This window comes from Amycolatopsis viridis (assembly GCF_011758765.1).
Lineage (GTDB): Bacteria > Actinomycetota > Actinomycetes > Mycobacteriales > Pseudonocardiaceae > Amycolatopsis_E > Amycolatopsis_E viridis.
Genome location: NZ_JAANOU010000001.1, coordinates 151,403 through 174,329 on the forward strand (window position 1 = coordinate 151,403; position 22,927 = coordinate 174,329).

Here is a 22,927-nt window from a genome sequence, read left to right on the forward strand (position 1 = left end):
TCAGGACCGCCGGTGCACGGCCCAGCCGGTACCGGCGGTCCCGGCGGCCAGCAGGAGCGTGCCGCCGAGCAGACCGAACACGGCTCCCCCGGTGTGGGTGCCGGGCGCGGCCAGCGCCCGCAGCATCGGGTTGATCACCGGCACCCACCGGACGAGCAACACGAGCCCGAGCAGGGTGAGCGCGGTGAGCACGGTGTACCCGATCCGCGGGAGCAGCAGCCGGGAGCAGGGCAGCCCGAGCGCGATACCGGTCGCGGCGCACGCGACGTGTGCGAGCACCCCGTCGACCAGCACGGCGCCCGGCAGGCTGTCGTGCACCAGGGCCGCCCACACCAAGGACACCGCGGTGAGCGCGGCGCAGCACAGTCCGGCGGCGGCCACGATCCCGCCGAGCACGGTGGACAGCCGGCGGGCGTGGACCAGGGTGATCAGCCGCTGCACCGGGTCCTCGGCGTCCACCAGCGCGATGGTCAGCCAGCAGGACACGACGGTCAGGCCGCCGCCGCTGACCGCGAATTCCGGCGGAACCGGCGCGGTGGGGTCGTTGTAGAGGACAGCCAGCAGGACCAGGTACGCCAGGGCCGGCGGCAGGTACCGCTGCGAGTGCGCGAGCAGGGCGAGCTGGTAGCGGATCACGACCGCACCGCCGGGGTGTCGACGCGCACCACGGACCAGCCGCGGCCCAGCGCGGCCAGCAGCACCTCGTCGGTTCGTTCGGCCGCCACGGTCAGTTCGACGCGGTCGCCGTCCCGTCCCGTCGCGAGCACCCCCGGGAGGTCGAGCTCACCGGCCCCGCGCAGCACGACCACCGAACTCGGCGAGGCGCTGCGCAGCACCCCCGCGGTCAGCCGGTACACCTCACCGGCGTGGGCGTGCGCGCGCTCGTCGCGGTGCTCGGTGAACACCACGCTCGCGCCGCGTGCGCTGGTCTCCGCCATGATCTCCGCCAGCACGTCGTGGGCGTCCGGGTCGAGCCCGGACCACGGTTCGTCGAGCACGAGCAGGTCCGGCCCGGTGAGCAGGGCCTGGGCCAGCCCGACCTTCTGGGCGTTGCCCTTCGACAACTGCCGCAGCGGGGTCCGCGGGCCGCCGGCCAGGGCGAGCCGGCCGAGCAGCACCTGCGGGTCCACCTCCGGCCGGCCGGAGATCCGGCCGAGGTGACGCAGGTAGGCGAGCGCGCTCATGCGTGTCGAGGCCGGGAACCGGTCGGGCACGTACCCGACGCGCGGGCTGCCCACGACGGTGCCGCTGGAGGGCCGGGACAGCCCGGCGAGGATCCGCAGCAGCGTGGACTTCCCGGAGCCGTTCGTCCCGACGATCCCGACCACCGTTCCGGGGCGGATCTCGAGGTCCACCCCGGTCAGCACGGCAGCGTCACCGTAGCGCTTGCCGACCCCCAGCAGCCGGATCACGCCACCGCGGCCTTCTGCAACGCCGCGACCTCGCGCTCCAGCGCATCGACCACGAACGGCTGGACGGGGTGCCCGGCTGAGGCCATCCAGTTCGCCAGCATCCGGTGCCCGCCCTGGGTGAGCACCGATTCGGGGTGGAACTGCACGCCCTCGACCGGCAGCTCGCGGTGCCGCATGCCCATCACCACACCGGACTCGGTGCGCGCGGTGACCTCGAAGGAGTCCGGGATCGTCTCCGGCAGCACGGTCAGCGAGTGGTAGCGGGTCGCGGTGAACGGGTCGGGCAGGCCGGCCAGCACCCCGGCGCCCTGGTGGTGCACCTCGCTGGTCTTGCCGTGCAGCAGCTCGGGCGCCCGGTCGACGGTCGCGCCCCACGCGACCCCGATCGCCTGGTGGCCGAGGCACACGCCGAGCATCGGGGTGTGAGTGTCCGCACACCGGCGCACCACGTCGATGCTCGCGCCGGCCCGCTCCGGGGTGCCCGGGCCGGGCGAGACGAGCACCCCGTCGAACTCGGGCACGCGCTCGAGGTCGACGGCGTCGTTGCGCCAGACAGCGCATTCGCCGCCGAGCTGGGCCAGGTACTGGACCAGGTTGTAGACGAAGCTGTCGTAGTTGTCGACGACGAGAACGCGCATCGGACCAGGGTATGCGACGCGGAGCGTCTCGGTTGAGGGTGGCGGCGGGGAAGCGGCTGGCCCAGCGTACCGGCGTCCACCATGTGGACCGCAATTCACATCACAGTGAAAGTAAGGGTGACCTATCTTTACCGTGGACGGGTGAGCCGTAGTCCTCTTCGCGTCGCCATCGTGGGTGCCGGCCCCGCCGGTATCTACGCCGCCGACATCCTCGACAAGTCCGACGCCGACGTCAGCATCGACCTCATCGAGCGCATGCCGGCGCCGTTCGGGCTGATCCGGTACGGCGTCGCGCCCGACCACCCGCGCATCAAGGGCATCGTCACCGCCCTGCACAAGGTGCTCGACCGGCCGGGCATCCGGCTGCTCGGCAACGTGGATTACGGCACCGACCTCAAGCTCGACGACCTGCGCGAGTTCTACGACGCGGTCGTCTTCGCCACCGGTGCCATGAGCGACCGCGCACTGGACATCCCCGGCATCGACCTGCCCGGCAGCTACGGCGCCGCCGACTTCGTGTCCTGGTACGACGGGCACCCGGACGTGCCGCGCACCTGGCCGCTCGAGGCGACCAGCGTCGCCGTCCTGGGCGTCGGCAACGTGGCCCTCGACGTCGCTCGCGTGCTCGCGAAGACCGCCGACGAGCTGCTGTCCACCGACATCCCGCCGAACGTGTACGAGGGCCTGAAGTCGAGCAAGGTCACCGACGTGCACGTGTTCGGCCGCCGCGGCCCCGCGCAGGCCAAGTTCACCCCGCTGGAGCTGCGCGAACTGGACCACTCGCCCAACGTCGAGGTCATCGTCGACCCGGAGGACATCGAGTTCGACGAGGGCAGCGTCCGCGCCCTGCGTTCGTCGAAGCAGATCGACATGGTGGTCAAGACGCTGCAGGAGTGGGCCATCCGCGACCAGGGTGACCGGCCGAAGCGGCTGCACCTGCACTTCTTCCACTCGCCGGCGGAGATCCTCGGCGCGGACCGGGTGACCGGCCTGCGCACCGAGCGCACCGAGCTGACCGGCGACGGCAACGTGCGCGGTACCGGCACGTTCCACGACTGGGACGTCCAGGCCGTCTACCGCGCGGTCGGCTACCTGTCGTCCGAGCTGCCGGAGATCCCGTTCGACCACGACAGCGGAACCGTGCCGCACGAGTCCGGCCGGGTGCTGGACATCGACGGCGACCAGGTGCCGGGCGTGTACGTGACGGGCTGGATCAAGCGCGGCCCGGTCGGCCTGATCGGCCACACCAAGGGCGACGCCGCCGAGACGATCCGCAGCCTGCTGGCCGACGCGGACGCCCTGCCGGCGGCGAAGCAGTCCGACCCGGAGGCGATCACGGCGTTCCTGACCGAGCGCGGCGTGCCGTTCACCACCTGGGAGGGCTGGGGCAAGCTGGACGCGCACGAGCGCGCCCTGGGCGAGCCGCAGGGCCGCGAACGCGTCAAGGTCGTCGAGCGGGACGAGATGCTCCGCGTCTCCCGCGGCTAGTTGTTCACCGACACCTGGTTGAACGGGAGCATCGGCTCGAGCCACGGGAAGACGACGAACAGCAACAACGCGATCACACCCAGCACCAGCACCAGCGCGACCGCGGCCTTGACCCCGGCCGGGCCGGGCAGCCGGCGCCAGATCCAGCCGTACATCACGCGCCTCCGATCGCTTGCAGCAGCTGCTCGTAGGTGGCCCCCGGCGTCTTCGGGAACTGGTTGGTCAGCACGGCGTGCACGATCAGCCGCTGCTTGTCGGAGAACCGCGGGTGGCAGGTGGTCAGCGTGAGCAGCGAGACCTGCTGGGCCGCGGGCAGCACGTCGGCGGGCCGGTGCGGCACGGGCGCGACCACGTCGCCCTGATCGGGCGTGACGATCTCGCGGCCGGAGGTCTGTCCGTACGGACCGCCGCCCGCGGCGTCGGTGCGCAGGGTGCCCACGTTCGCGCACTGCGGGCGCGCCGCCTTGGCTGCGTTCCAGTTCGCGATCTCGTCGTCGTGCGGCAGCACCCGGTAGACGAAGAAGTCGCTCTGCGTCTCGATCACGATCGCGTCGCACGAGGCGAGCAGGTCGAGGTCGTTGAACGGGGCGCCCTTGCCGACCCGGTGCCCGGCGACGGCGAAGTTGCCCGGCTCGCCCGGCAACGCGGTGCCCTTGTAGTGCCCGGGCCCGACCTCCAGTGCCTTGGCGTCCGTGCCCTCCTGGATGGTGAAGTGGTAGTCGGCGCCGAAACCCGGGATGTACATCTTCGCGAAGGCCGCGCCGTCGATGAGGTCGCCGTGCAGCGTCCGGCCCTGCGCCCAGTCCTGGTCCAGCGCCTCGGTGGCGCCGGCCTGTTTGCGCGCCGAGAAGAGGTCGGTCACGTAGAGCTCGTAGACCACGAACAGCAGCACGACCAGCCCGGCGGTGATCAGCACTTCACCGACGGTCCGCAGAACCGTGGCGAAACCGCCGCCGGTCCTCCGCGGTGGTGGGGTGTCGAGGACTGCCACGCGCGCTCCTCTCTGGGGGACGCTTACGTTAACGTGTGGGGGAGGAGGTGGATGCGCACCACCTGCCCAGACACGAACACGCGAGGTTCTCGATGCCGAAGTCCAAGGTCCGCAAGAAGACGGCGTACACCCCGCCGGCCGATCGGCGCACGCCGGTCAAGGTGCGCGCCGCGGGGCCGTCCAGCCTGGTCTACAAGATCGTGATGTTCGGGCTGATGGTGCTCGGGCTGGCCTGGCTCGTCGTGAACTACATCGCGGGCGACAAGATCCCGTTCATGGCGGACCTCGGGAGCGGCAACTTCGCGGTCGGCTTCGCGCTGATGATCGTCGGTCTGCTCATGACGATGCGCTGGCGCTGAGCGGAAGATCACAACGATTGCTCCGAACAGCCGCTTGACTCGTAATTACAGCGCTGTGACTCATCCCCAGTGTGGATAACCACTGTGGATAACTCGTTCCCGCATTGGGCACCGCGGCCGGTTCTCGTCGGAACCGGTTGTGCCGCAGCGGTTTTCGCCGTGGCCGGCGCGATCCTCACGACCGATCGCGCCGGCACGGTCTTGTTCGCCGTCGCGGCGATCGCGCTGACCGCGTTGTCCCTGCACGGTTTGCTCGTGCGGCCGCGGCTGTCCGCCGATCCCCGCGGCGTACGAATCCGCACGGCGACGGGGAAGCACGATCTGCACTGGCCCGAGGTGACCACGCGAGTGCGCACCACCCGGCGCCTCGGCCGGACCACCGAGACCCTGGAGATCGAGGCGGGCGAGCAGCTGTTCGTCTTCGGGTGGCTCGAGCTCGGCGCCGACCCCCGTGACGTGCTCGACACGCTGACCGCGCTGCGGCCCTAACCGGGCGGCGGCGCGCAGTACAGCTCGTCGCCGTGGTAGCCGCACACCACGCCCGCCAGCTGCGCGTCACGCACGAACACCAGCACCACCAGCGCGATCAGCAGCACCGCGACGGTGGCGCCCTGCCAGTACCGGCGCCCCTTCACGGGCGCGTACACCATCGCCGCGGTGACCAGCGCACCGACCACCAGGCCACCGAGGTGGCCGAGCAACGAGATGTTCGGGATCGACACGGTGATGACCAGGTTCAGCACGATCGTGCCGATGGCGTACGCCGGGTTCAGCCGGAGCCGGATGACCGCGACCAGCAGTCCGCCGAGCAGCCCGTAGATCGCGCCGGACGCACCCGCCGTGCCGCGGCCGACCGCGTCGAACAGGTACACCGACACCGCGCCGCCGAGCAGCGACACCAGGTACAGCGCGGCGAACCGCACCCGCCCCAGCAGCGTCTCCATGTCCCGTCCCAGGACCCACAGGGCGAACATGTTGACCGCCAGGTGGAAGGGCCCGTAGTGCAGGAAGCCGGACGCGACGAGCCGCCACCACTCGCCCTGACCGGCGATGGCGAGCGGCCACAGCACCCCGTCCCCGAAGAGCCGCGCCGAGTCGTTGCCGGTCAGGCTGCCGGCCTGGGCCGCCGTGATCGCGTACGCGATCACGTTGAGCACGATCAGGACGGGCGTGACCACCGGCCGGTGCGAAACCCGGGCGCCGGCGACGGTGCGCGGCGTGTACTGCTGGACCCGCTGCTCCCGGCGCCCGACCTGCGCGCAGTCGATGCACTGGTAGCCGACGGAGGCTTCGCGCAGGCATTCCGGGCACGCCGGACGGCCGCACCGGACACAGCTGAGCCCGGTGGGGCGCGACGGGTGCCACCAGCAACCGGGCAGTGCCGACTGCTGGGGCGACGGTGTGGCGGGTGGGTGGGGAGGCGTGTTCACGATGCCTCCAACCTACCCGGATCAGCCTTCGCGCTGGATGTCGATCTTCTCGATGACGACGTCCTGCAGCGGCTTGTCGGCCGGGCCGGTCGCGGTGTTCGCGATCGAGTCCACGACGTCCCGCGACTGCTGGTCGGCGACCTCGCCGAAGATCGTGTGCTTGAAGTTCAGGTGCGGCGTCTTGGCCACCGTGATGAAGAACTGCGAGCCGTTGGTGCCCGGTCCCGCGTTCGCCATCGCCAGCAGGTACGGCCGGTCGAACTGCAGCTCGGGGTGGAACTCGTCGCCGAACTGGTAGCCGGGGCCGCCGCGCCCGGTGCCGGTCGGGTCGCCACCCTGGATCATGAAGCCCGAGATGACGCGGTGGAAGATGGCGCCGTCGTAGAACGGGCCGGAGTTCTCGCCCTTGGCGTTCGGGCGGTTGTACTCCTTCGTGCCCTCCGCGAGGCCCACGAAATTGGCCACCGTCTTGGGGGCGTGATCAGGGAAAAGGTTGATCCGGATGTCACCGGCGTTGGTGTGCAGCACGGCTGTCGCCTTCGCACCAACGAGGGATTCACTGCTCTGGGTCACAGCATCATCGTGCCATCCGCAGCGAGAACGGCGGGAAACGGGCAGGATGGTGACGGGGATGGAACGTGAATCGAAACGATTGTCGAGGTGAAAGGCCATGACCCGAGCTGCGGACTCGGTGGGTGAGTCGGTCAAGGCCGGCTTGCTCGGCCTGAGCAAGCGGGCCGTCGAGGTCGGCAAGGCAGGGGCCGAGGTGACGGCGCAGGCTGCCCAGGCCGCCGAGAAACGGCTGTCCGAGAGCACCGAGGAGGCTCGCCGGGAAGCCGCCCGGCGCGGCCGTCAGGCGCGCAAGGACCTGACCAGGGCGAGCAAGCAGGCGCGCAAGGAGGCCGCGGAGCGGCTGGCCGAGCTGCGCAAGCCGGGCCGCAAGGCGCGCAAGGCCGCCTTCCAGGCCGCGAAGGCCGCCGGCGAGTCGAAGCGCGCGGCCAAGAAGGAGTTCAAGCAGGCCAGGAAGGACTTCCGGGCCGCGCTGGAGGAGGCGAAGCTCGCCGCCAAGGGCGCGCGCAGGCGCCGCAGGTGGCCGCTCTTCCTGGTGCTGGGCGTCGTCGCCGCCGCGGGTGCCGCGGTCGCGCTGCGGAGCAAGCAGGAGCCGGCGGTGGCCACGGAGCCGCCGAAGGCCGCGCCCAAGCCGGTCAACCCGGAGTCGACGACGAACGGCCAGCACGCGCCGAGCCCGTCGCCCGCGGAGAAGCAGAACTAGACCCGGTCTCCGGAGGTGCCGTTCGTCCCTGGGACGGGCGGCACCTCCGCGCGCCCGCCCGGTGGGTTCCGCCCCCGGACAAGCGAACGGCCGCTCCCCCGGTCGTACCTCCGGGAGAACGGCCGTGTGCGCCGTGCCTGGATCAGGCGGCGGCCGCGTGCTTGTCGATCAGCTTGCCCAGGCGGGGCAGCGCCTCCTCGACGTTCTTCTTGCCGTTCGGGCGCAGCTTCTCGTACACCTTCTTGATGCTCTCGCGGCTGCTCCGGGCGGCGCGCGCGTCGGTCACGCCCAGCAGCGCGTCCGCGGCCTCCGAGCCACGACCGGACAGGTAGGCGCCGAAGTCGCCCCCGCCCTGGCCCTTGAAGTCGGCGTAGAACGGCTCGAGCGCGGCGGCGAAGTCGTCGAGCAGGCTGTCCACGGCGGAGCCGATGATGCCCGGCTTGATCTTCTTGACCGCGGCGAAGCCGGTCTTGATGACGGCGCCGGACACGCCGCCCTTGTCCGAGACCTCTTCGTCGACCAGCGTCTCCAGGTCGCTCACGACGGCCGGACGCCTGCTGGAGTCGAGCAGGATTTCCTTGAGGGTGTCAGCCACGAATGTCTGTCCTTCTTCACATCGAGGTACACGGGGGCTCTCGCAGCCCGTGGCACGCCCGTGCGGCCGCAGTCTCGACCGATCGCGTGCTGGTCCTCCCCGGCTGCGAGGTGCGATCAGAGTAATACAAGATCAACTTGACACTGCACCCCGGCGGTCCTAAAGCCGGGCGATCGCCTGCCGGGCAACGGATCTCGCCTTTACCGTCTGCTGCTGGTTGGTGGTCACGATGACGGCGGTACCGCCCTTGGCCACGGCATATACCGCGCCGTCCGGCTTCGTACCGTAACCACCCTGCCACCCCGGGGGATCTTCGGCGGGGTTGCTGGTGTCCACCGGCGCAGCCTGGTCGACCAGTCCCTTCGCCACGGCCGGATCACCGGTGTAGACGCGCACGGACAGCTGGAGCTTGCCGGAGAGCGCGTAGAAGAAGCACGCCGGGTGCGGCTCGTCGGCCGAGACCTCGACCTTCGACACGTGCTGGCCGTTGGCGTCCGCGACGAACGAGGTCTCCAGGTACGGGCACGTCCCGACACGCGCGGGTGCCGGCGCGGGCGGCAACGCCGCGGCCGTTGTGGACGGGGTGGAAGGCGCGGGAGCGGGCTGTGCGGCGCAGCCGGCCAGCACGGCGGCCGCGAACAGGGCGGGCAGTACTCGTCGCATGACCCGATCAGTGAACCATCCCGCGTCCGCCGGGTTGTGGTGGGCGCGCCGCTGCCGCAGGGTAGAAGCAACTACTCTTCGTGTTCACTCGGAGGCGAAATGTATCCACGGCGGGCCGCCGGCATCGTGCTGGCCCTGGTGACCGGAGCAGCCTTGCTGGCGGGGCCCGCACCCGCGCGGGCGGCGCCGGCCGACTTCCCGGCCGGCGACGAGGGCTACCACACCTACGCCGAGGTCACGGCGGAGCTGGAGAAGGCGGTCGCGAACCACCCGGACCTCGCCGCGTTGTCCAGCGTCGGCAAGTCCTACGAGGGCCGCGAGCTGACCGCGGTGAAGATCAGCGACCACGTCTCCGCCGACGAGGGCGAGCCCGAGGTGCTGTTCACCTGCAACCAGCACGCGCGCGAGCACCTGACCACCGAGATGTGCCTGCACATCGTGCAGCGCCTCACCAGCGGTTACGCGACCGATCCGAACATCCGGTCGCTGGTCGACGGCCACGTGATCTGGGTGATCCCCAACGTCAACCCGGACGGCTCGGAGTTCGACATCTCGGGCGGCGGGTACCAGTACTGGCGCAAGAACCGCAGGCCGGTCGAAGGCAGCAGGTCGGTGGGGACGGATCTCAACCGCAACTGGGGGTACAAGTGGGGGTGCTGTGACGGCTCCAGCACCAGCCCGTCGTCGGAGACCTACCGCGGCCCCTCCGCGTTCTCCGAGCCCGAGACACGGGCTGTGTCGCGGTTCGTGGACTCCCGGGCGCCGCGGATCAAGGCGCACATCGACTTCCACACCTACGCCGAGCTGGTGCTGTGGCCGTTCGGGCACACCAAGGACGACACCACCGAGGGCATGACGGCCGAGGAGAACGCGCGGTTGCGCGACGTCGGACAGCGGATGGCCGCGACCAACGGGTACACCGCGCAGCAGTCCAGCGACCTCTACCTCACCGACGGCGACATCAACGACTGGATGTGGGGCAGCCACAAGATCCTCACCTACACCTTCGAGATGTACCCGACCGGCCCGTTCCCCGGCTTCTACCCGCCGGACGAGGACATCGCACGGGAGACCACCCGCAACGACGCGGCGGTGGACATCCTGATCGGCGAGGCTCGCTAGACAATCGGTCCACGGTCTGTACATCATGCCCAGGTGACCGATGCCGATGCGGTGCTCGCCGCGCTCCGTCCCGTGCTCGACGGCCTCGCGGCCACCTTCGGCAGCAACTGCGAGGTCGTCCTGCACGACTACCGGCGGCCGGAGGGGTCCGTCGTGGCGGTCGCGGGCGAGGTCACCGGGCGGGCGCCAGGTGGGGCGATGAGCGAGCTCGGGCTGAGCCTGCTCAAGCAGGGCCGGGACGCGCGGGACCAGATCAACTACGTGACGCGGACACCGGCCGGGCGGGTGGTCAAGGCATCCACGATGCTGCTGCGCGACGGCGACGGCGAGGTGTTCGGGGCGCTGTGCGTGAACGTGGACGTGACGGATCTGCGGCACGCCGCGGTGCTGTTGGGCGAGCTGGCGGCGGTGAACGCCCTGCCCGACGCGACGACGACGTTCACCAACGACGTCGGGCAGCTGATTCGCGCGGTGGTCGCCGAGGAGGAGCTGAGGCTCGGCAGGCCGGTGAGCCGGATGACGCGCGCCGAGCGGCTGGAGCTGTTCCGCGCCCTGGACGAACGGGGCCTGTTCACGCTGCAGAAGGCGGTGCCCGAGGTGGCGTCCGCGCTCGGCATTTCGCGCGCGTCGGCGTACAACCACCTGGCCGAGATCAGGTCTTCGGCGGCAGGCCGAAGACGTTCCACGGCGGACGCGGGGCGTCCAGGGATTCGGCGTCGGTGATCGCCTTGGCGTTGCCGCGGAAGTGTCCCAGGTCCTCGCCGGTGGTGACGCGGGCGGGAAACGCGGCCGAGGCGGCACGGCGGCTGATCGCGTCGACGGGCAGTTCCGCGCGCGAGGCGACGAGCACGAGGTTGCCGAAGCGGCGCCCGCGCAGCACGCCCGAGTCGGCGAGCATCACGACGTGCGGGAACACCGTGCCGATGGTGGCGACGACCCGGCGGGCGAACTTCAGGCCCGGCCCGTCCGCGACGTTGATCAGGTAGGTGCCGGCGGGTTTGAGGACCCGGGCGACATCGGTGGTGAACTCCAGCGTCGCGACGTCCCCCGGCATCTGCGCGCGCTGGAACACGTCGGCGACGACGAGATCAGCGGAGGCATCGCGCCGGGTGGCGACGCCCGCACGACCGTCGGAGATGCGCACCCGGAGGTTCGGGACGCTGCGCAGGTCCAGCTGCTCCCGGACGAGGTCGATGAGCGGCTCGTCCGCGTCGAACACGAGCTGTCTGCTGCCCGGCCGGGTGGCCGCGACGTACCGCGGCACGGTGCAACCGGCGCCACCGAGGTGCACCGCGTCGAGCGGGCCGTCGTCCAGGCAGTCGATCACGTCACCGATGCGCCGGACGTACTCGAACTCGAGGTGCGCCGGATCGTCGAGGTCCACATAGGACTGGGCCACCTCGTCGACGGTCAGGAGCCAGGCATTGGCCCGGTCGGCATCGGCAAGCAGCTCAGCCACCCCGAAGCGAACCGGGTAGCGGCCCGGAACCGGACGAGCGGCACCCCGCCTGCGATTCGTGCCCCTGCTTGCCATCAACGCCACTCTACGTGAGCGCGAACCCAGGTCCTTCAGTCGCTCATGACGGCCCGGTCTGGTCAGGGGACAGTCGATCAGCCACCGGTACCCATCTCCACCGGGCGATCAAACAGATGCAAGAACGTTAGCCGGAATCCATCCGGTGACGATCAATACGACGACACCGCTGCACGCCATTTCCACAGGGCGATGGATTCAAACGACCAGTCCCTCGTGAGAGGTGGTCAAAGCACTTCGGGAACAACCTCACCGACGTCATGGACGCCATGGACAAAGCCGTTGCGCATTGTGGTTTCGTGCGACGAAGCGGCCACCCAATATCTGGGCAAGTTCGTCCAGCGGGATGTGGCTCAGCGTGCGATCGCCGCCTTGGCGCGCGCGTCGAGCAGTCCTGAGCAGACGGCCAGGGCCAGCCCCGTGGCGGCCAGTACCGCGCCGACCGCGTTGGGACCGCTGTAGCCGTATCCGGCTCTGATCACCATGCCGCCGAGGAAGGCGCCGAGCGCGTTGGCGATGTTGAAGGCCGACAGGTTCAGCGCGGAGGCAAGGGTGGGGGCACCTGTGGCCTTGTCCAGGATGCGCATCTGCAGTGCCGGGACGGTCGCGAACCCGAACAGCCCCAGCAGGAACAAGGTGCAGACGGCGAGGACCTTGCTGTGCGCCGTCATCACGAACAGGGTCAGCACGATGGTCAACCCGGCCAGGAACACGTACAGGCTCGGCATGAGCCGCCGCCCCGCGAACCGGCCCGACACCAGGTTGCCGGTGGCCATGCCCAGCCCGAAAACGACCATCAGCGGCGTCATGCTGGACTCGCTGAAGCCCGCAACCGTGGTCATCATCGGCGTGACATAGGTGAAGGAGGCGAAGACACCGCCGAAGCCCGCCGTCGTCACCGCCATCGCGAGCCAGACCTGTGGTCGCCGCAGCGTCGCCAGTTCCGAACGCAGTCCCGTCTCGTCCTCGGGCCGCAGGCGGCGCGGGACCAACGCGGCGATGCCCGCCATCGACAGCGCGCCCAACGCCGCGATCGCCCAGAACGTGGCCCGCCAGCCCGCGGCCTGCCCCAGCCAGGTCACCAGCGGCACTCCGGCCACGTTAGCCATGGTGAACCCGCCGAACATCACCGACATCGCGCTGGCACGCCGTTCCGGCGGGACGAGCTGCGCCGCGACCACCGACCCGACCCCGAACAGCGCACCCTGCGGCACGCCCGCGACCACCCTGGCCGCCAGCAGCAGGCCATAGCCGGAGGCGACCGCCGACAGGGCGCTGCCCGCCACCAGCAGCGCAGCGACGATCATCAACGTCGTGCGGCGCGGCAGCCGGGCCGAAGCGGCGGTGAGCAGCGGCGCCCCGACGATCACACCGGCGGCGTACGCGGTGATCAGGCCCCCCGCGTCCGGGATCGACACCCCGACCCCCTGGGCGACCTGCGGCAACAGCCCCATGATCGCGAACTCCGAGGTCCCCACCCCGAACGCCGTGACGGCCAGGGCCAACAAAGCCAACGGCATGGCGCCGCACTCCTCACCTGACGGGAAACACCGGTGCCCAGCCTGATCGGCGAACCACCGGAGGCGTGAGTGGCTGAAACGCCAATGTGGGATAGATTTCCGCCATGAGGCGCGTGGGGGTACTGGTCACCGAACAGGTCCGCGTGTTCGACTACGCCGTGGCCACCGAGGTCTGGGGACTCGACCGGACCGCCCGCGGCGTCCCCCGGTTCGAGCTGCGCACCTGCGGGCCGCACCGCTCCACGGTCCCCATGACCCCGGGCGTGACCTGCGTTCCCGACTACGGTCTGGACGGCCTGGACGAGTGCGACCTGGTCGTCGTGCCCGGTGTCCAGCACCCCACGGCGCCCGTCCATCCGCAGGTTCGGGCCGCGCTGCGCGCCGCCCACGCACGCGGCGCCACCGTGGCGTCCCTGTGCTCGGGTGCGTTCCTGCTGGCCGCCGCCGGCCTGCTGGACGGCCGCCGCGCCACCGCGCACTGGCTGGACGCCGAGGAACTCGCGCGCCGCCACCCCGACGTGATCGTGGACCCCAACGTCCTGTTCGTCGGGGACGGGGCCGTATGGACCTCGGCGGGCGTGGCCGCCGGCATCGACCTGTGCCTGCACCTGGTCCGCCACGACCACGGCGCCGCCGCCGCGGCCGAGATCGCCCGCACCATGGTCACCGCACCCTTCCGGACCGGCGGACAGGCACAGTTCATCACCCGCCCCATCCCGGCCGCCCAGGGCCAGATCGACGACCTGTCAAAGCTACGCGAACGAGTTCTCACCGACCTGGCCCACCCGTGGACCGTCACGGAAATGGCGGACCTGGCGCGCATGTCCGAGCGCAGTTTCGCCCGCCGCTTCGTTCAGTCCACCGGCGGCACCCCGCTGCAGTGGCTCCTGACCCAGCGTGTCCTGGCCGCCCAACACCTCCTGGAGGTCAGCGACCTGCCCATCACCGCCATCGCCCGCCGCTGCGGCTTCGGCACTGCCCTCACCATGCGCCACCACTTCACCCGCCACGTCGGCCTGCCACCCCGCGACTACCGCCAAGCCTTCGGCCACACCCGCGACGACGATTGACCAGACCAAGCTGCGAGAGGTCGAGCGCCAGCGCCGCCGCCTCACCGAGCGCCTCACCGAGACCGACGAGGACCTCTCCGACAGCGCCCGGCTGATCGAAGCCTGTCTGAGGCTGCTGGAGAACCACCGCGAGCTGTACCGACGCTGCAACGAGGAGCAGCGTCGCCTGCTCAGCAAGCGATCTTCCACGCCATCTACATCGAAGACGAACAGGTCACCGACCACGAGCTCAAGGAGCCGTTCGCACGGTCCACGCCGCCCGGAGTGCCCGCCAGCGACCAACCCGATCCTGGTGCTACCGCGCCCCAGAACGCCGTCAGGGCCGTCTCCGCTACGGGAGACGGCCCTGCTTCGTCCTACGGCGTTGAGGTCCTACTAGGCCATTGGCGTGGCCCCATTTTCTTGTAAGCCTCCAAGGTGGAGCTGAGGGGAATCGAACCCCTGACCTCTGCCTTGCAAAAGCAGCGCTCTACCAATTGAGCTACAGCCCCGCGCACGGGCCGTCCAGCCCGTGGGAAGTTCAGTTGTTCGTGCCTGCTTCGGCGGCCTTCGCCGGGGTGTTGCCGTTCGTCGAGACCGCGGCCAGCGGGCGCTCGGTCGGGGCGGTGGCCTCACGCCACAGGTCGGCCTCGGCCTTGGCGTCCTTGTTGCGCTTGATCACGAACAGCACACCACCCGCAACGACTGCGAGCGCCAACAGCTTCTTCACGTTCAGGCCCCTCTTAGACGGTCCATCAGACGTCACGATGCTACTGCACCGGGCCGGGCGCGGTTCGCGCGGTGCGCGCCCACCCGGCTGCGGCTGACGGCACGGCCCGCGTCACCAGGGGCGCGGGCCGTGCCGTCGGCTCGGCGGTGCTCAGGCGGCGCTTTCCTCGTCGCGGGAAACGCCGGCCAGGTCCCGGCAGTCCTGTATCGCGCCCTCGGCCTGCTCGGCGGTGTGCCGGCCGAGCCCGCAAGCGGTCGACACCGCGGTCGCCTGCCGTCCGAAGGCGTCCTCGAACAGACGCAGCGCCTCGCGCGACTCGGTGCCGCCATCGTGGTGCGCGACCCCGGCGTAGAGCTCGTATCCGGGACGCAGCTGCCGCAGCGGCCGGTAGAACGCCTCGTCGGTGGACGGCGGGTGGTCGCCGAACGCGGCGGGCAGGTGCACCTTCGGCAAGCGGCGGCCGAGCTTCGCGGCGAGCGCGTTGAGGAACAGCACCGCGGGGCCGAAGCTGTCCGGCGTCACCAACGAGCGGTGAGCGAGGTCGCCGTAGCACAGGTGCAGCACGACCTCGGCGTCCTGCGGGAAACCGGCCAGCAGGCCGGCCATCTTGCCGGCGAGCCACTTCGCTGCCAGCGGCCGCGCCGCCGCGGGCGCCGACCACAGAACGACCAAGACACTCGGCGCTTCGACCTGGAACACCACGTTCTCGCCGTGCGAGTCGTGGATGGCGCGCACGTCGTCCAGCACCGCCGTGCGGAACACCGGGTAGAGCCGCAGCATCGACGCCATGGCCCCGAGTCGCTGCCCGACCGGGAGCTTCGGCAACACCCTCGGGTTCGCCAGCGCGAACGTCGTCAGGTCGAGCGGGCTGGGGATGCCCACCTGGAAACGCAGCTGGTCCGCCCCCGCCCGCCGCCGGACCTCCTCGGCGAGGCCGATCCACCCCTCGACGTCCTGGCGCCGCTGGAGCGACACGTGCTCCGGCTGGAGCTTGACGCCCTTCGCGACCCGGTACATCGGCACCCGGTCGTAGTCGCTGCTGTCGCCGTCGGCGACGATCTCGAACACGCGCCGCGCCGACGAGGGGTCCTCGACATCCCGCAACCCGTGCAACCACTGCACGATCCAGTCCGGGTCGCCGTCGCACGGCAGCGCGGTCAACGCGACCGGCGCCCCACCGTCTGCCTGGCCGTCGACCGCCGACGAGTCGACCAGCCACTTCATCCCGGTTTCCGCGTCCGGGGCTACCGCGGGCGGCAGGCTGCCCACCGCGTGAATCAGTCGAGACACCCAGGTTCCTTTCGCTGTGCCTGGGATGAGTGAACCATCACACCGCCCGGGGACGTCATCCCCGTACCGGGGAAGATCGTGATCGCCGTTCCACGTGGAACCAGGTCCGCGGTCTAGACCCCTCGGACAGCCTGCACGTCGAAGCGGAGTTCGACGGTCGAACCGACCACAACCAGGCCCTTCGCCAGCGTCTGCTGCCAGTTGATGGTGAAGTCCTCGCGGTGCAGCTCGGCCTTGGCGACGGCGCCGAGGCGGTCGCCGTTCCAGGACCGGAGCCCGAGGTAGGTGGCATCCAGGCGCACGCCCCGGCTCGCGCCGCGCAGGTTGAGCGTGCCGTCGATCTGCCACCGGTCGCCGGCCACCCGCTGGGCGCGGTCGCTGTAGAAGTGGATCTTCGGGAAGCGCTCGACGTCCAGGAAGTCGGGCGAGCGCAGGTGCTCGTCCCGCTTCTCGGCGGCGGTGTCGATGCTGGCCGAGTCGATGACGACCTCGATGGACGAGTCCTCGATCCGCTCGCCGACGCGGATGCTGCCGTGGAACCGGGTGAACCGGCCGTGGACGCGCGACAGCCCGATGTGCCGCGCGACGAAGCGGATCGAGGTGTGGTCGGGGTCGATCACCCACCGGCCCGGTCCCGGCGGGCGGATGCTCGCGTCGGGGACCAGCTCGACGTCGCCGAGGGCGGTGTGTTCACCGCTCGCGACGTCGACCGTGTGGCTCGCTTCGCGGTAGCCGCCCGTGGTGAGCGTGACCTGGTAGGTCCCGGTGGCCGCCGTGACGACCGCGAGGCCGTAGTCGTCGGACACGGCCCGGAAGACGCGCGGGCTGCGCCGGTGCCGGAGGACCATCTCGACACCGGCCAGCGGGTTGCCCGCCTCGTCCCGCAGCCGGGCGCTCACCAGACCGGCGCCCGCCGCGAACGTGACCGGCTCACCCTGGCGGCCGGCACGACGGCGCAGGCGGCTGAACATCTGGCACGCTCCCCTTGGTCGGTGGTCCGTAGGCGACCCTAACCAGCGGAATCGAATTTCGTGACCCCCTGGTTACCAGCGTCACCGTGACGGAACGCCCCGATCACGCGGCGAGCGATGCCGCCCTACCGCGGGTTGTCCCGCAGCCAGCTCAGCACCTGTCCCGCGTGCTCGCCGGGCGGGAAGATCGGGTAGAAGACGTGCTCGATCACGCCGTCGCGGATGATCAGCGTCAGCCGCTTGTAGAGCGTCATCCCAGCGGCCTCGAAGGTGGGCAGGTCGAGCGCGCGGGCCAGGCTCCGGTCCGGATCGGACAGCATCGGGAACGGCAGGTGGAGCCGTTCGACGACCTCACGCTGGTATTCGCTGTCCTGAGTGGACAAGCCGAACACGGCGACCGCGCCGGCGGCCAGGAGGTCCTGGTGGTGGTCACGGAATCCGCAGGCCTCGGGGGTGCAGCCGCGTGCTCCCGGGATCGCGTCCCAGCCCTCGGGCAGGTCGACACCCGGCCGGCCGGTGAGCGGGTAGATGTAGACCACCGTGCGGCCGGCCCCGAGCTCGTCGAGGCGGATCGTCTCGCCGCCGGTGCCGAGCAGTGCCAGCTCCGGCAGCTTCATCCCGGGCAGGTGAGCGGCCGCGCCGTCGTCTTCGGGCACGGGCAGGTCAGCCGGCAGGTTCGTGTAGTCGGTCATCAGGTCCATCCCTTCGTCGGCTGGTGAGACGCCGCTGTTGCGGTGCGCGGCCACCTGCAGATGCGCGATCAGCTTCGCCCGGCGGGCCGTGAGCCCCTCGATCCGCTGCGTGAGCTCACGGATCGCGTCCCGATAGCCCGCCAGCGACGCCGGGCAGTCGTCCCCGTGCGTGTGGCCGGCCACCAGGCACTCCAGGAACGGGCGGGTGCGCTCCACCGGGATTCCGAGACTGCTGAGCGCGCGGATCTCCTGCGCCAGCCGGACGTCGTGCTCGTCGTAGTCCCGGTAGCCGTTTGCCCGTCGCGCGGGCGTGAGCAATCCCAGCGATTCGTAGTACCGCACCGCTTTGGTCGTGACACCCGCCCGCCGCGCCAGCTCACCGATCTGCATGCCTCTCACCTCCGCGAACATAAACCTTGCCCTAGAGGGCAGGGTCAAGTCGCGTCGAGGGGCAGCAACCCGCCTTCCCCGGGGTGTCCAGCCGGTTGGGGTGGGGCGGTGCACTCCGTGATCAGCTGGGGTGTGATCGGCTACGGGGCTCTGCTGTCAGCGATCGTGGCGGCCGTCCTGCTGGTCACCACCCGGCGGCAGCGGCTTCCCGTCGCGATCACCGGTGCACTGGCCGCGGCGGCGGGTCCGTTGGCGTGCAACGCCATCCTGGGTGCACCCACAGCCGCTTCACCGACGCACCGATCAAGGTGTTCCCCGTGAGCTGGCAGGACACCGGCTCCGCGGTGTTCACCCTCGCCGAGGGCTTCCTCGCGCTGTCACTCGGCCCCCTGCGCACCAGTCCCGCCGTTCGCGTGGTCACCCCCGCGGCACTGGCTGCGCTCGCCGCACTCCTGGTCGATGTCTACCTGTATTGAGCGAACGGCACCATCAGCCGCCCCGCTGCTCGTCGAGGGCGACGAGCTGCTTCGACAGCCGCACGCCCTCCATGATGTCCGGCGCATCCAGCGGCGCGCCCGCCGACGACTTGAGCGCCGCATCCTGGCGGAGCCGCGCCAAAGCCTTCTCGCCGTCCGTCAGCCAATCCAGGACGTTCCTGGGCCGGGCAGGTGACTGGTTGGTCATCGCGAGTCTCCCTTCACGCGAAAGCCGGTCCGGAGCTTCCCCCTCCAGACCGGCATGCCCGCGATGCTAGAACAGGTGTTCGACGAACACAAGTTCGAAGAGTTTTCCTCGCCGCGGAAGGCTGCCACCATCACCAGGATCGAGCTCGCGACGGGGGAAGAACGGATGGAGGCGCGGGATGCGGAAGTTGATTCTGGGTTTTTACGTGTCGCTCGACGGCAAGAGCGCTGACGGCGACAACGGGATCCGGGACGTCATGATGAGCATCGACGACCCCGAGCAGGAGCGGTACTTCGTCGACCGGCTGTGGGAAGCCGGCGCCTTCCTCATGGGCCGGAACACCTACGAGATCATGGCCGGTTACTGGCCCAACGCGGACCACCCGTCCGCCAAGGCGATGAACGAGATCCCCAAGGTCGTGTTCTCCCGCACGCTGAAGTCGGCCGACGACTGGCCGGAGACCCGGATCGCCAGCGGCGACACGGCAGCGGAGATCGCCAAGCTCAAGGCCGAGCCCGGCAAGGACCTCGTCGCCGCCGGCGGCACCCGGTTCGTGCACTCGCTGATCAAGCTCGGTGTGGTCGACGAGTACCGGCTATGGGTGCTCCCCGCGGTCACGGGCAAGGGTGCGGCCCTGTTCCCGGAACTGGACGAGGCGGTGAAGCTGCGCCTGGTGAAGAGCACGGCCTTCCCGTCCGGGATCCTCGAACTGGTGTACACACCGGCCGGCAAGTAGGCCTGCGGCGCCCCGGGTCATGATCCGGGGCGCCGCAGGCGGGATCAGACGCCGAACGCGGCGGGATACCGGATGGTGCCCGCCGGGACGGGGCGGGTGTCGTCCAGAGCCAGGGCCATCATCGCTTCGTCAGGGACTTCGAAGGGCGCTCGGATCCCGAAGCCGGAGGCTGGCGTGAAGCCGAACCGCGGGTAGTAGGTGGCGTGGCCCAGGACCGTAACGAGGTTTTCTCCCGCGGCTCGGGCAGCGGCCAAGGCGGCGCGGATGGCCGCGGAACCGGCACCGCCTCGCTGGGCTGAGGGCAGCACCGCGCACGGGCCCAGAGTGAGGGCCGGTTGGCCGTCGATGTGGCAGCGGGTGAGCAGCGCATACCCGGCGGGGGCGCCATCGGGCGCGGCGGCGACCATCGACAGGCCGTCGATCCACGCATCCGGGTCGGCGCGCAGGGCGTCGACGATGCCGGCCTCAGCGGGGGTGGGGAATGCCGCGAGGAGGATGTCTCGGACGGCGGGGACGTCGTCGGCAGTTTCGGGGCGGGCGATCCAGGTGGTCATGGTTCCGTTCGCAGTGGTGGAGTGGGGGTGGCGGAGGTGGGCCACGTCCAGGTCGGTGCCAGGGACGTGGTCGGGCGCGCCGGTGTCGTTCATTGCCGGCGCTCCCGGAACTGGTAGGTGGCACGCAGGTGCCGCGTGATGTCCTTCTTGGCGGCCTCGCGCTCGGCGCGCAGCTGGGCGTCGGTGCGGGAAGCGGCGTAGGCGTTCTCCCTCAACAGCTGGCGGTAGCTGTCCAGACGGCGCTGCGGAACCGTGCCTGCCGTGACTGCGGCCCGCACCGCGCAGCCGGGTTCGCTCACGTGTGCGCAGTCGGTGAACCGGCAGTTCTGTGCGAGGTGTTCGATCTCGGCGAAGGTCTGCTCCAGCCCGTCCTGGGCGTCGTGCAGGCCGATCGAGCGCAGACCAGGGGTGTCCAGCAGGACCCCGCCGCCGGGCAGCGGTACCAACTCCCGCCATGCGGTGGTGTGCCGCCCCTTGCCGTCCACGTCGCGCACGGCGCCCGTCGCCAGCCGGTCCTCGCCCAGCAGCTGGTTGCCCAGCGTGGACTTACCCGCTCCGGAGGGGCCCAGAAGCACGATGGTGCCGTTCAGAACGGTCCTCAGGGTGGCCAGACCCAGCCCGGTCACGGCGCTGGTGACCACTACATCGGCGCCTGGTGCCACTTCGGACACCTCGGCTACGGCCAGCTGCACGTCGGCACACTGGTCGGCCTTGGTGAGCACCACGACCGGCTGGGCGCCGCTCTCCCAGGCCAGGGCGAGCATGCGTTCAGTCCTGCCGTGCTTCAGCGGACTACCCAGCGGCACCGTCACCACGACGGTGTCGATGTTGGCGGCCAAGACCTGGCCACGGGAGGTTCGCGAAGCGCTGGATCGCACCAGGGCGGTGCGGCGCTCCAGCACCGCGTGCAGCACCGGCCCGTGGCTGGTGCTGGCAGGACGCAAGGCAGCCCAGTCACCCGTGCACGGCGGCGACGACGGACCTCCCTGACCGGCGGTACCGGGGATCTCCGCACGGACGAACCCGGCACCGGTGATTGCTTCGCACGAGCCGCGTTCGGATCGCACAACGCGGGCCGGGACCAGTCCGGCATCCCGATGAGGCGCGAAGGCGTGCTCCCACGCCTCGTCCCAGCCGTAATCGACCGGGGCATGGTGAGAAGTGAATTGAGACAACGTTGGAGACCCTTGGGTAGGGAACCCCGCTGAAGACGAAGCCCGTCCCCCTGAGCCGTCGAGCTCAGGATGGGGTGGACGTCAGGTCAGACCGGGGTCCGGGACGTGAGGATGTTCCGGCGTGCACTGCACACGGCAGCGCCGTTCGCGGCGGACATCAACTCACCTCCCTCTGGTCTCACGGACAACCCGGCTATGTCTATCCCACTAAGGCCGACATGTCCATCTTCCGCTGCGGCTGTGCCTCGAACACGCCGCGGCGAGGCACACATAACCACGTCGTCGTCGACCAGGTTCGAACCTGCGACACCCTCCCGGTAAGGGTCCGTACCTATACGTGGCGGGACCCGCGCACACTCCCCGTGCCCGTGAACCAGCCTCGTCCGTCCGGCTACGGGCATGGTCTTGCCGGCCAGCGGGAGGGACCTGGACCCAACTCGCGTCGGGCGCGTTGCGCGGCAGGCCGCGGAGCTCCTGCGGAGGTCACTGCGAGACGTGCGAGCAGCACTTGAACAACAAGCTCGGACACGACAAGAGATCGAACTGACGTGAGACTCGCAGGACCAACACCGTACTGGCGCCCTCACAACAGCGGGAACGTCGGTCGGTGATGACATCCGAGCGTCTGCCGGCGCACCTACGCTCTGGCGATCGACGAGCGGGCGACCCCAATGGGCGGGCGTCCGTTTTCCCTAAAGCTGGAAGCAGACGTCGGGCGTTGCAAGAGGACAGTTGCCGCACTCGCGGTAACCAGCGCCTCAACCGCAGGCGTCATAGCAGCCCCCGGCGGCCAGCGGATGCAACCGGCGGAAACGGGCAGTCCGAACTGGCGAATTTTGCCATCTGTTAAATGCGGATGCACGGATATCGTAGTATTGACGGATTGCTCAACAATACTCTACGGTCCTCCACATCGTTGTTCTCGTTGCCGCCACGACCGAGGAGTCCCCAATGCATGCAAGGCGTTCGATCCTGCTTTCACTGGCAGTCGCGAGCGGCGCGGCCCTCGCCGTGCTCGCGCCGGGTACGGCAAGCGCCTCCGACTCCAACACCGCGGTGGCTTCCAGCGGCCCCAGCCGCAGCCACTGGGTCTACTGCCTGTCGGACACCGGTGTGGAAGCCTGTTACGAGCGTGACCGCGATCTGTGGTTCGTCCGCGACACCTCGGCCAACGGGCATGCCGCCTATGCGGAGTGGGACAACTACTACAACGGCAAGCCGATCCGCTACGGCACGTGCACCAACAGACTCGGCGCGGGCCATTGGGGCGTCTGCGACAAGAGCTACCGCGCGGGCTCCACGATCAAGTTCGGGGCCACCGGCATCGACAGTGACGCAAGGGTGTGGTCACCGGAGCTCTACGCCTAAGACGTACTGATTAACCGCACCTGACCCTGCGTGAACTCTAGCTGGTCTACCGGCACCAGCTCAGGCCGGTCATCGAGCACGGTGCCAAAGCGATGGATCAGATCTTCGGAGATCCGGCGGCTTAGTCAGGCACTTAGTCAAGCAAGCCCCGTTTCCCCTGGTGGGGAAACGGGGCTTGACCTGTTGTGGGCCCAGGAGGACTTGAACCTCCGACCTCTTCGTTATCAGCGAAGCGCTCTAACCGCCTGAGCTATGGGCCCTCG

The 22,927-nt window shown here is 70.0% G+C and carries 28 protein-coding genes and 2 tRNA genes; 10 read left to right on the forward strand and 20 right to left on the reverse strand.

The features are described from left to right. Genes FHX46_RS00750 through FHX46_RS00760 form a run of 3 tightly spaced genes read right to left on the reverse strand, consistent with a single transcriptional unit; the run spans position 1 to position 2,050 of the window. Positions 1 to 636 (reverse strand): hypothetical protein, encoded by a 636-nt coding sequence (locus FHX46_RS00750; RefSeq protein WP_167109737.1) that lies wholly within the window; start codon positions 634 to 636, stop codon positions 1 to 3. Next, positions 633 to 1,412, reverse strand: coding sequence for an ATP-binding cassette domain-containing protein (locus tag FHX46_RS00755; protein WP_167109738.1), 780 nt, complete (start codon positions 1,410 to 1,412; stop codon positions 633 to 635). Before FHX46_RS00755 ends, FHX46_RS00750 begins: the two co-directional genes overlap by 4 nt. Continuing rightward, complete coding sequence (locus FHX46_RS00760; RefSeq protein ID WP_167109739.1) at positions 1,409 to 2,050, reverse strand: aminodeoxychorismate/anthranilate synthase component II; 642 nt, start codon at positions 2,048 to 2,050, stop codon at positions 1,409 to 1,411. Before FHX46_RS00760 ends, FHX46_RS00755 begins: the two co-directional genes overlap by 4 nt. Positions 2,051 to 2,221: 171 nt before the next feature. Here FHX46_RS00760 and FHX46_RS00765 point away from each other — a divergent pair, with 171 nt between their 5' ends. Beyond that, complete coding sequence (locus FHX46_RS00765; RefSeq protein ID WP_167120960.1) at positions 2,222 to 3,538, forward strand: FAD-dependent oxidoreductase; 1,317 nt, start codon at positions 2,222 to 2,224, stop codon at positions 3,536 to 3,538. Here FHX46_RS00765 and FHX46_RS00770 read toward each other — a convergent pair. Beyond that, positions 3,535 to 3,693 (reverse strand): hypothetical protein, encoded by a 159-nt coding sequence (locus FHX46_RS00770; RefSeq protein WP_167109740.1) that lies wholly within the window; start codon positions 3,691 to 3,693, stop codon positions 3,535 to 3,537. The genes FHX46_RS00765 and FHX46_RS00770 overlap by 4 nt on opposite strands. Next, positions 3,693 to 4,529, reverse strand: coding sequence for a class E sortase (locus FHX46_RS00775; RefSeq protein ID WP_167109741.1), 837 nt, complete (start codon positions 4,527 to 4,529; stop codon positions 3,693 to 3,695). The genes FHX46_RS00770 and FHX46_RS00775 overlap by 1 nt, the downstream gene beginning before the upstream one ends. Before the next feature lie 92 nt (positions 4,530 to 4,621). Here FHX46_RS00775 and crgA point away from each other — a divergent pair, with 92 nt between their 5' ends. Next, positions 4,622 to 4,888 carry a cell division protein CrgA gene (gene crgA / locus FHX46_RS00780; RefSeq protein ID WP_167109742.1) on the forward strand — a complete coding sequence of 89 codons (267 nt, stop codon included), beginning with the start codon at positions 4,622 to 4,624 and terminating at the stop codon, positions 4,886 to 4,888. A 159-nt stretch (positions 4,889 to 5,047) separates the two neighbouring features. Beyond that, positions 5,048 to 5,377 carry a PH domain-containing protein gene (locus FHX46_RS00785; protein ID WP_313885979.1) on the forward strand — a complete coding sequence of 110 codons (330 nt, stop codon included), beginning with the start codon at positions 5,048 to 5,050 and terminating at the stop codon, positions 5,375 to 5,377. Here FHX46_RS00785 and FHX46_RS00790 read toward each other — a convergent pair. After that, entirely contained in the window at positions 5,374 to 6,318 is a 945-nt protein-coding gene (locus tag FHX46_RS00790) for a rhomboid family intramembrane serine protease (RefSeq protein WP_167109744.1), read from the reverse strand. The genes FHX46_RS00785 and FHX46_RS00790 overlap by 4 nt on opposite strands. A 21-nt stretch (positions 6,319 to 6,339) precedes the next feature. Next, positions 6,340 to 6,891 (reverse strand): peptidylprolyl isomerase, encoded by a 552-nt coding sequence (locus FHX46_RS00795; RefSeq protein WP_167109745.1) that lies wholly within the window; start codon positions 6,889 to 6,891, stop codon positions 6,340 to 6,342. Positions 6,892 to 6,988: 97 nt separating this feature from the next. Between FHX46_RS00795 and FHX46_RS00800 the strand changes: the two genes are divergently transcribed. Further along, the gene (locus FHX46_RS00800) at positions 6,989 to 7,591 is read left to right on the forward strand and encodes a hypothetical protein (RefSeq protein WP_208399948.1); all 603 of its coding nucleotides are present in this window, start codon (positions 6,989 to 6,991) and stop codon (positions 7,589 to 7,591) included. A gap of 142 nt (positions 7,592 to 7,733) precedes the next feature. Here FHX46_RS00800 and FHX46_RS00805 read toward each other — a convergent pair whose 3' ends face one another. Both FHX46_RS00805 and FHX46_RS00810 read right to left on the reverse strand, forming a co-directional pair. Next, entirely contained in the window at positions 7,734 to 8,186 is a 453-nt protein-coding gene (locus FHX46_RS00805; protein WP_167101961.1) for a DUF6918 family protein, read from the reverse strand. A 159-nt stretch (positions 8,187 to 8,345) separates the two neighbouring features. Next, the gene (locus FHX46_RS00810; RefSeq protein WP_167109746.1) at positions 8,346 to 8,849 is read right to left on the reverse strand and encodes a DUF2020 domain-containing protein; all 504 of its coding nucleotides are present in this window, start codon (positions 8,847 to 8,849) and stop codon (positions 8,346 to 8,348) included. Positions 8,850 to 8,975: 126 nt separating this feature from the next. Between FHX46_RS00810 and FHX46_RS00815 the strand changes: the two genes are divergently transcribed. Then, entirely contained in the window at positions 8,976 to 9,971 is a 996-nt protein-coding gene (locus FHX46_RS00815; RefSeq protein ID WP_167120964.1) for a M14 family metallopeptidase, read from the forward strand. A 33-nt stretch (positions 9,972 to 10,004) separates the two neighbouring features. Then, entirely contained in the window at positions 10,005 to 10,694 is a 690-nt protein-coding gene (locus tag FHX46_RS28950) for a helix-turn-helix transcriptional regulator (RefSeq protein ID WP_167109747.1), read from the forward strand. Here FHX46_RS28950 and FHX46_RS00825 read toward each other — a convergent pair. Both FHX46_RS00825 and FHX46_RS00830 read right to left on the reverse strand, forming a co-directional pair. Then, positions 10,624 to 11,505 carry a spermidine synthase gene (locus FHX46_RS00825; protein WP_167109748.1) on the reverse strand — a complete coding sequence of 294 codons (882 nt, stop codon included), beginning with the start codon at positions 11,503 to 11,505 and terminating at the stop codon, positions 10,624 to 10,626. The two genes, FHX46_RS28950 and FHX46_RS00825, sit on opposite strands and share 71 nt — an antisense overlap. A gap of 353 nt (positions 11,506 to 11,858) precedes the next feature. Further along, entirely contained in the window at positions 11,859 to 13,025 is a 1,167-nt protein-coding gene (locus tag FHX46_RS00830) for an MFS transporter (RefSeq protein WP_167109749.1), read from the reverse strand. Between the two features lie 104 nt (positions 13,026 to 13,129). Between FHX46_RS00830 and FHX46_RS00835 the strand changes: the two genes are divergently transcribed. Next, a complete protein-coding gene (locus tag FHX46_RS00835) occupies positions 13,130 to 14,095 on the forward strand; it encodes a GlxA family transcriptional regulator (RefSeq protein WP_167109750.1) in 966 nt (321 codons plus the stop codon). A 418-nt stretch (positions 14,096 to 14,513) separates the two neighbouring features. Here FHX46_RS00835 and FHX46_RS00840 read toward each other — a convergent pair. From FHX46_RS00840 to FHX46_RS00860, 5 genes are all read right to left on the reverse strand, one after another. Then, a tRNA-Ala gene (locus tag FHX46_RS00840) sits at positions 14,514 to 14,586 on the reverse strand. Positions 14,587 to 14,615: 29 nt separating this feature from the next. Beyond that, a complete protein-coding gene (locus FHX46_RS00845) occupies positions 14,616 to 14,804 on the reverse strand; it encodes a DLW-39 family protein (RefSeq protein ID WP_167109751.1) in 189 nt (62 codons plus the stop codon). Positions 14,805 to 14,954: 150 nt separating this feature from the next. After that, positions 14,955 to 16,094, reverse strand: a complete 1,140-nt coding sequence (locus FHX46_RS00850; RefSeq protein WP_167109752.1) for a hypothetical protein — start codon at positions 16,092 to 16,094, stop codon at positions 14,955 to 14,957. Between the two features lie 113 nt (positions 16,095 to 16,207). After that, positions 16,208 to 17,065, reverse strand: coding sequence for a YceI family protein (locus FHX46_RS00855; protein ID WP_167109753.1), 858 nt, complete (start codon positions 17,063 to 17,065; stop codon positions 16,208 to 16,210). A 125-nt stretch (positions 17,066 to 17,190) separates the two neighbouring features. Beyond that, positions 17,191 to 18,147 carry a redoxin family protein gene (locus FHX46_RS00860; RefSeq protein WP_167109754.1) on the reverse strand — a complete coding sequence of 319 codons (957 nt, stop codon included), beginning with the start codon at positions 18,145 to 18,147 and terminating at the stop codon, positions 17,191 to 17,193. A gap of 317 nt (positions 18,148 to 18,464) precedes the next feature. Between FHX46_RS00860 and FHX46_RS28205 the strand changes: the two genes are divergently transcribed. Beyond that, positions 18,465 to 18,623, forward strand: a complete 159-nt coding sequence (locus tag FHX46_RS28205; protein ID WP_208399950.1) for a hypothetical protein — start codon at positions 18,465 to 18,467, stop codon at positions 18,621 to 18,623. A 13-nt stretch (positions 18,624 to 18,636) separates the two neighbouring features. Here FHX46_RS28205 and FHX46_RS00870 read toward each other — a convergent pair whose 3' ends face one another. Then, positions 18,637 to 18,831, reverse strand: a complete 195-nt coding sequence (locus tag FHX46_RS00870; protein ID WP_167101993.1) for a hypothetical protein — start codon at positions 18,829 to 18,831, stop codon at positions 18,637 to 18,639. A gap of 178 nt (positions 18,832 to 19,009) precedes the next feature. Here FHX46_RS00870 and FHX46_RS00875 point away from each other — a divergent pair, with 178 nt between their 5' ends. Continuing rightward, positions 19,010 to 19,567, forward strand: a complete 558-nt coding sequence (locus FHX46_RS00875; protein ID WP_167109755.1) for a dihydrofolate reductase family protein — start codon at positions 19,010 to 19,012, stop codon at positions 19,565 to 19,567. Between the two features lie 44 nt (positions 19,568 to 19,611). Here FHX46_RS00875 and FHX46_RS00880 read toward each other — a convergent pair whose 3' ends face one another. After that, positions 19,612 to 20,214: a GNAT family N-acetyltransferase gene (locus FHX46_RS00880; RefSeq protein WP_313885980.1), complete on the reverse strand. Its 603-nt coding sequence runs from the start codon at positions 20,212 to 20,214 to the stop codon at positions 19,612 to 19,614. After that, complete coding sequence (gene rsgA, locus FHX46_RS00885; protein WP_167109756.1) at positions 20,211 to 21,188, reverse strand: ribosome small subunit-dependent GTPase A; 978 nt, start codon at positions 21,186 to 21,188, stop codon at positions 20,211 to 20,213. The genes FHX46_RS00880 and rsgA overlap by 4 nt, the downstream gene beginning before the upstream one ends. A gap of 1,059 nt (positions 21,189 to 22,247) precedes the next feature. Between rsgA and FHX46_RS00890 the strand changes: the two genes are divergently transcribed. Continuing rightward, positions 22,248 to 22,664, forward strand: coding sequence for a hypothetical protein (locus FHX46_RS00890; RefSeq protein WP_167109757.1), 417 nt, complete (start codon positions 22,248 to 22,250; stop codon positions 22,662 to 22,664). Between the two features lie 186 nt (positions 22,665 to 22,850). Here FHX46_RS00890 and FHX46_RS00895 read toward each other — a convergent pair. Then, positions 22,851 to 22,924 (reverse strand) — tRNA-Ile (locus tag FHX46_RS00895). Positions 22,925 to 22,927: the final 3 nt, after the last annotated feature.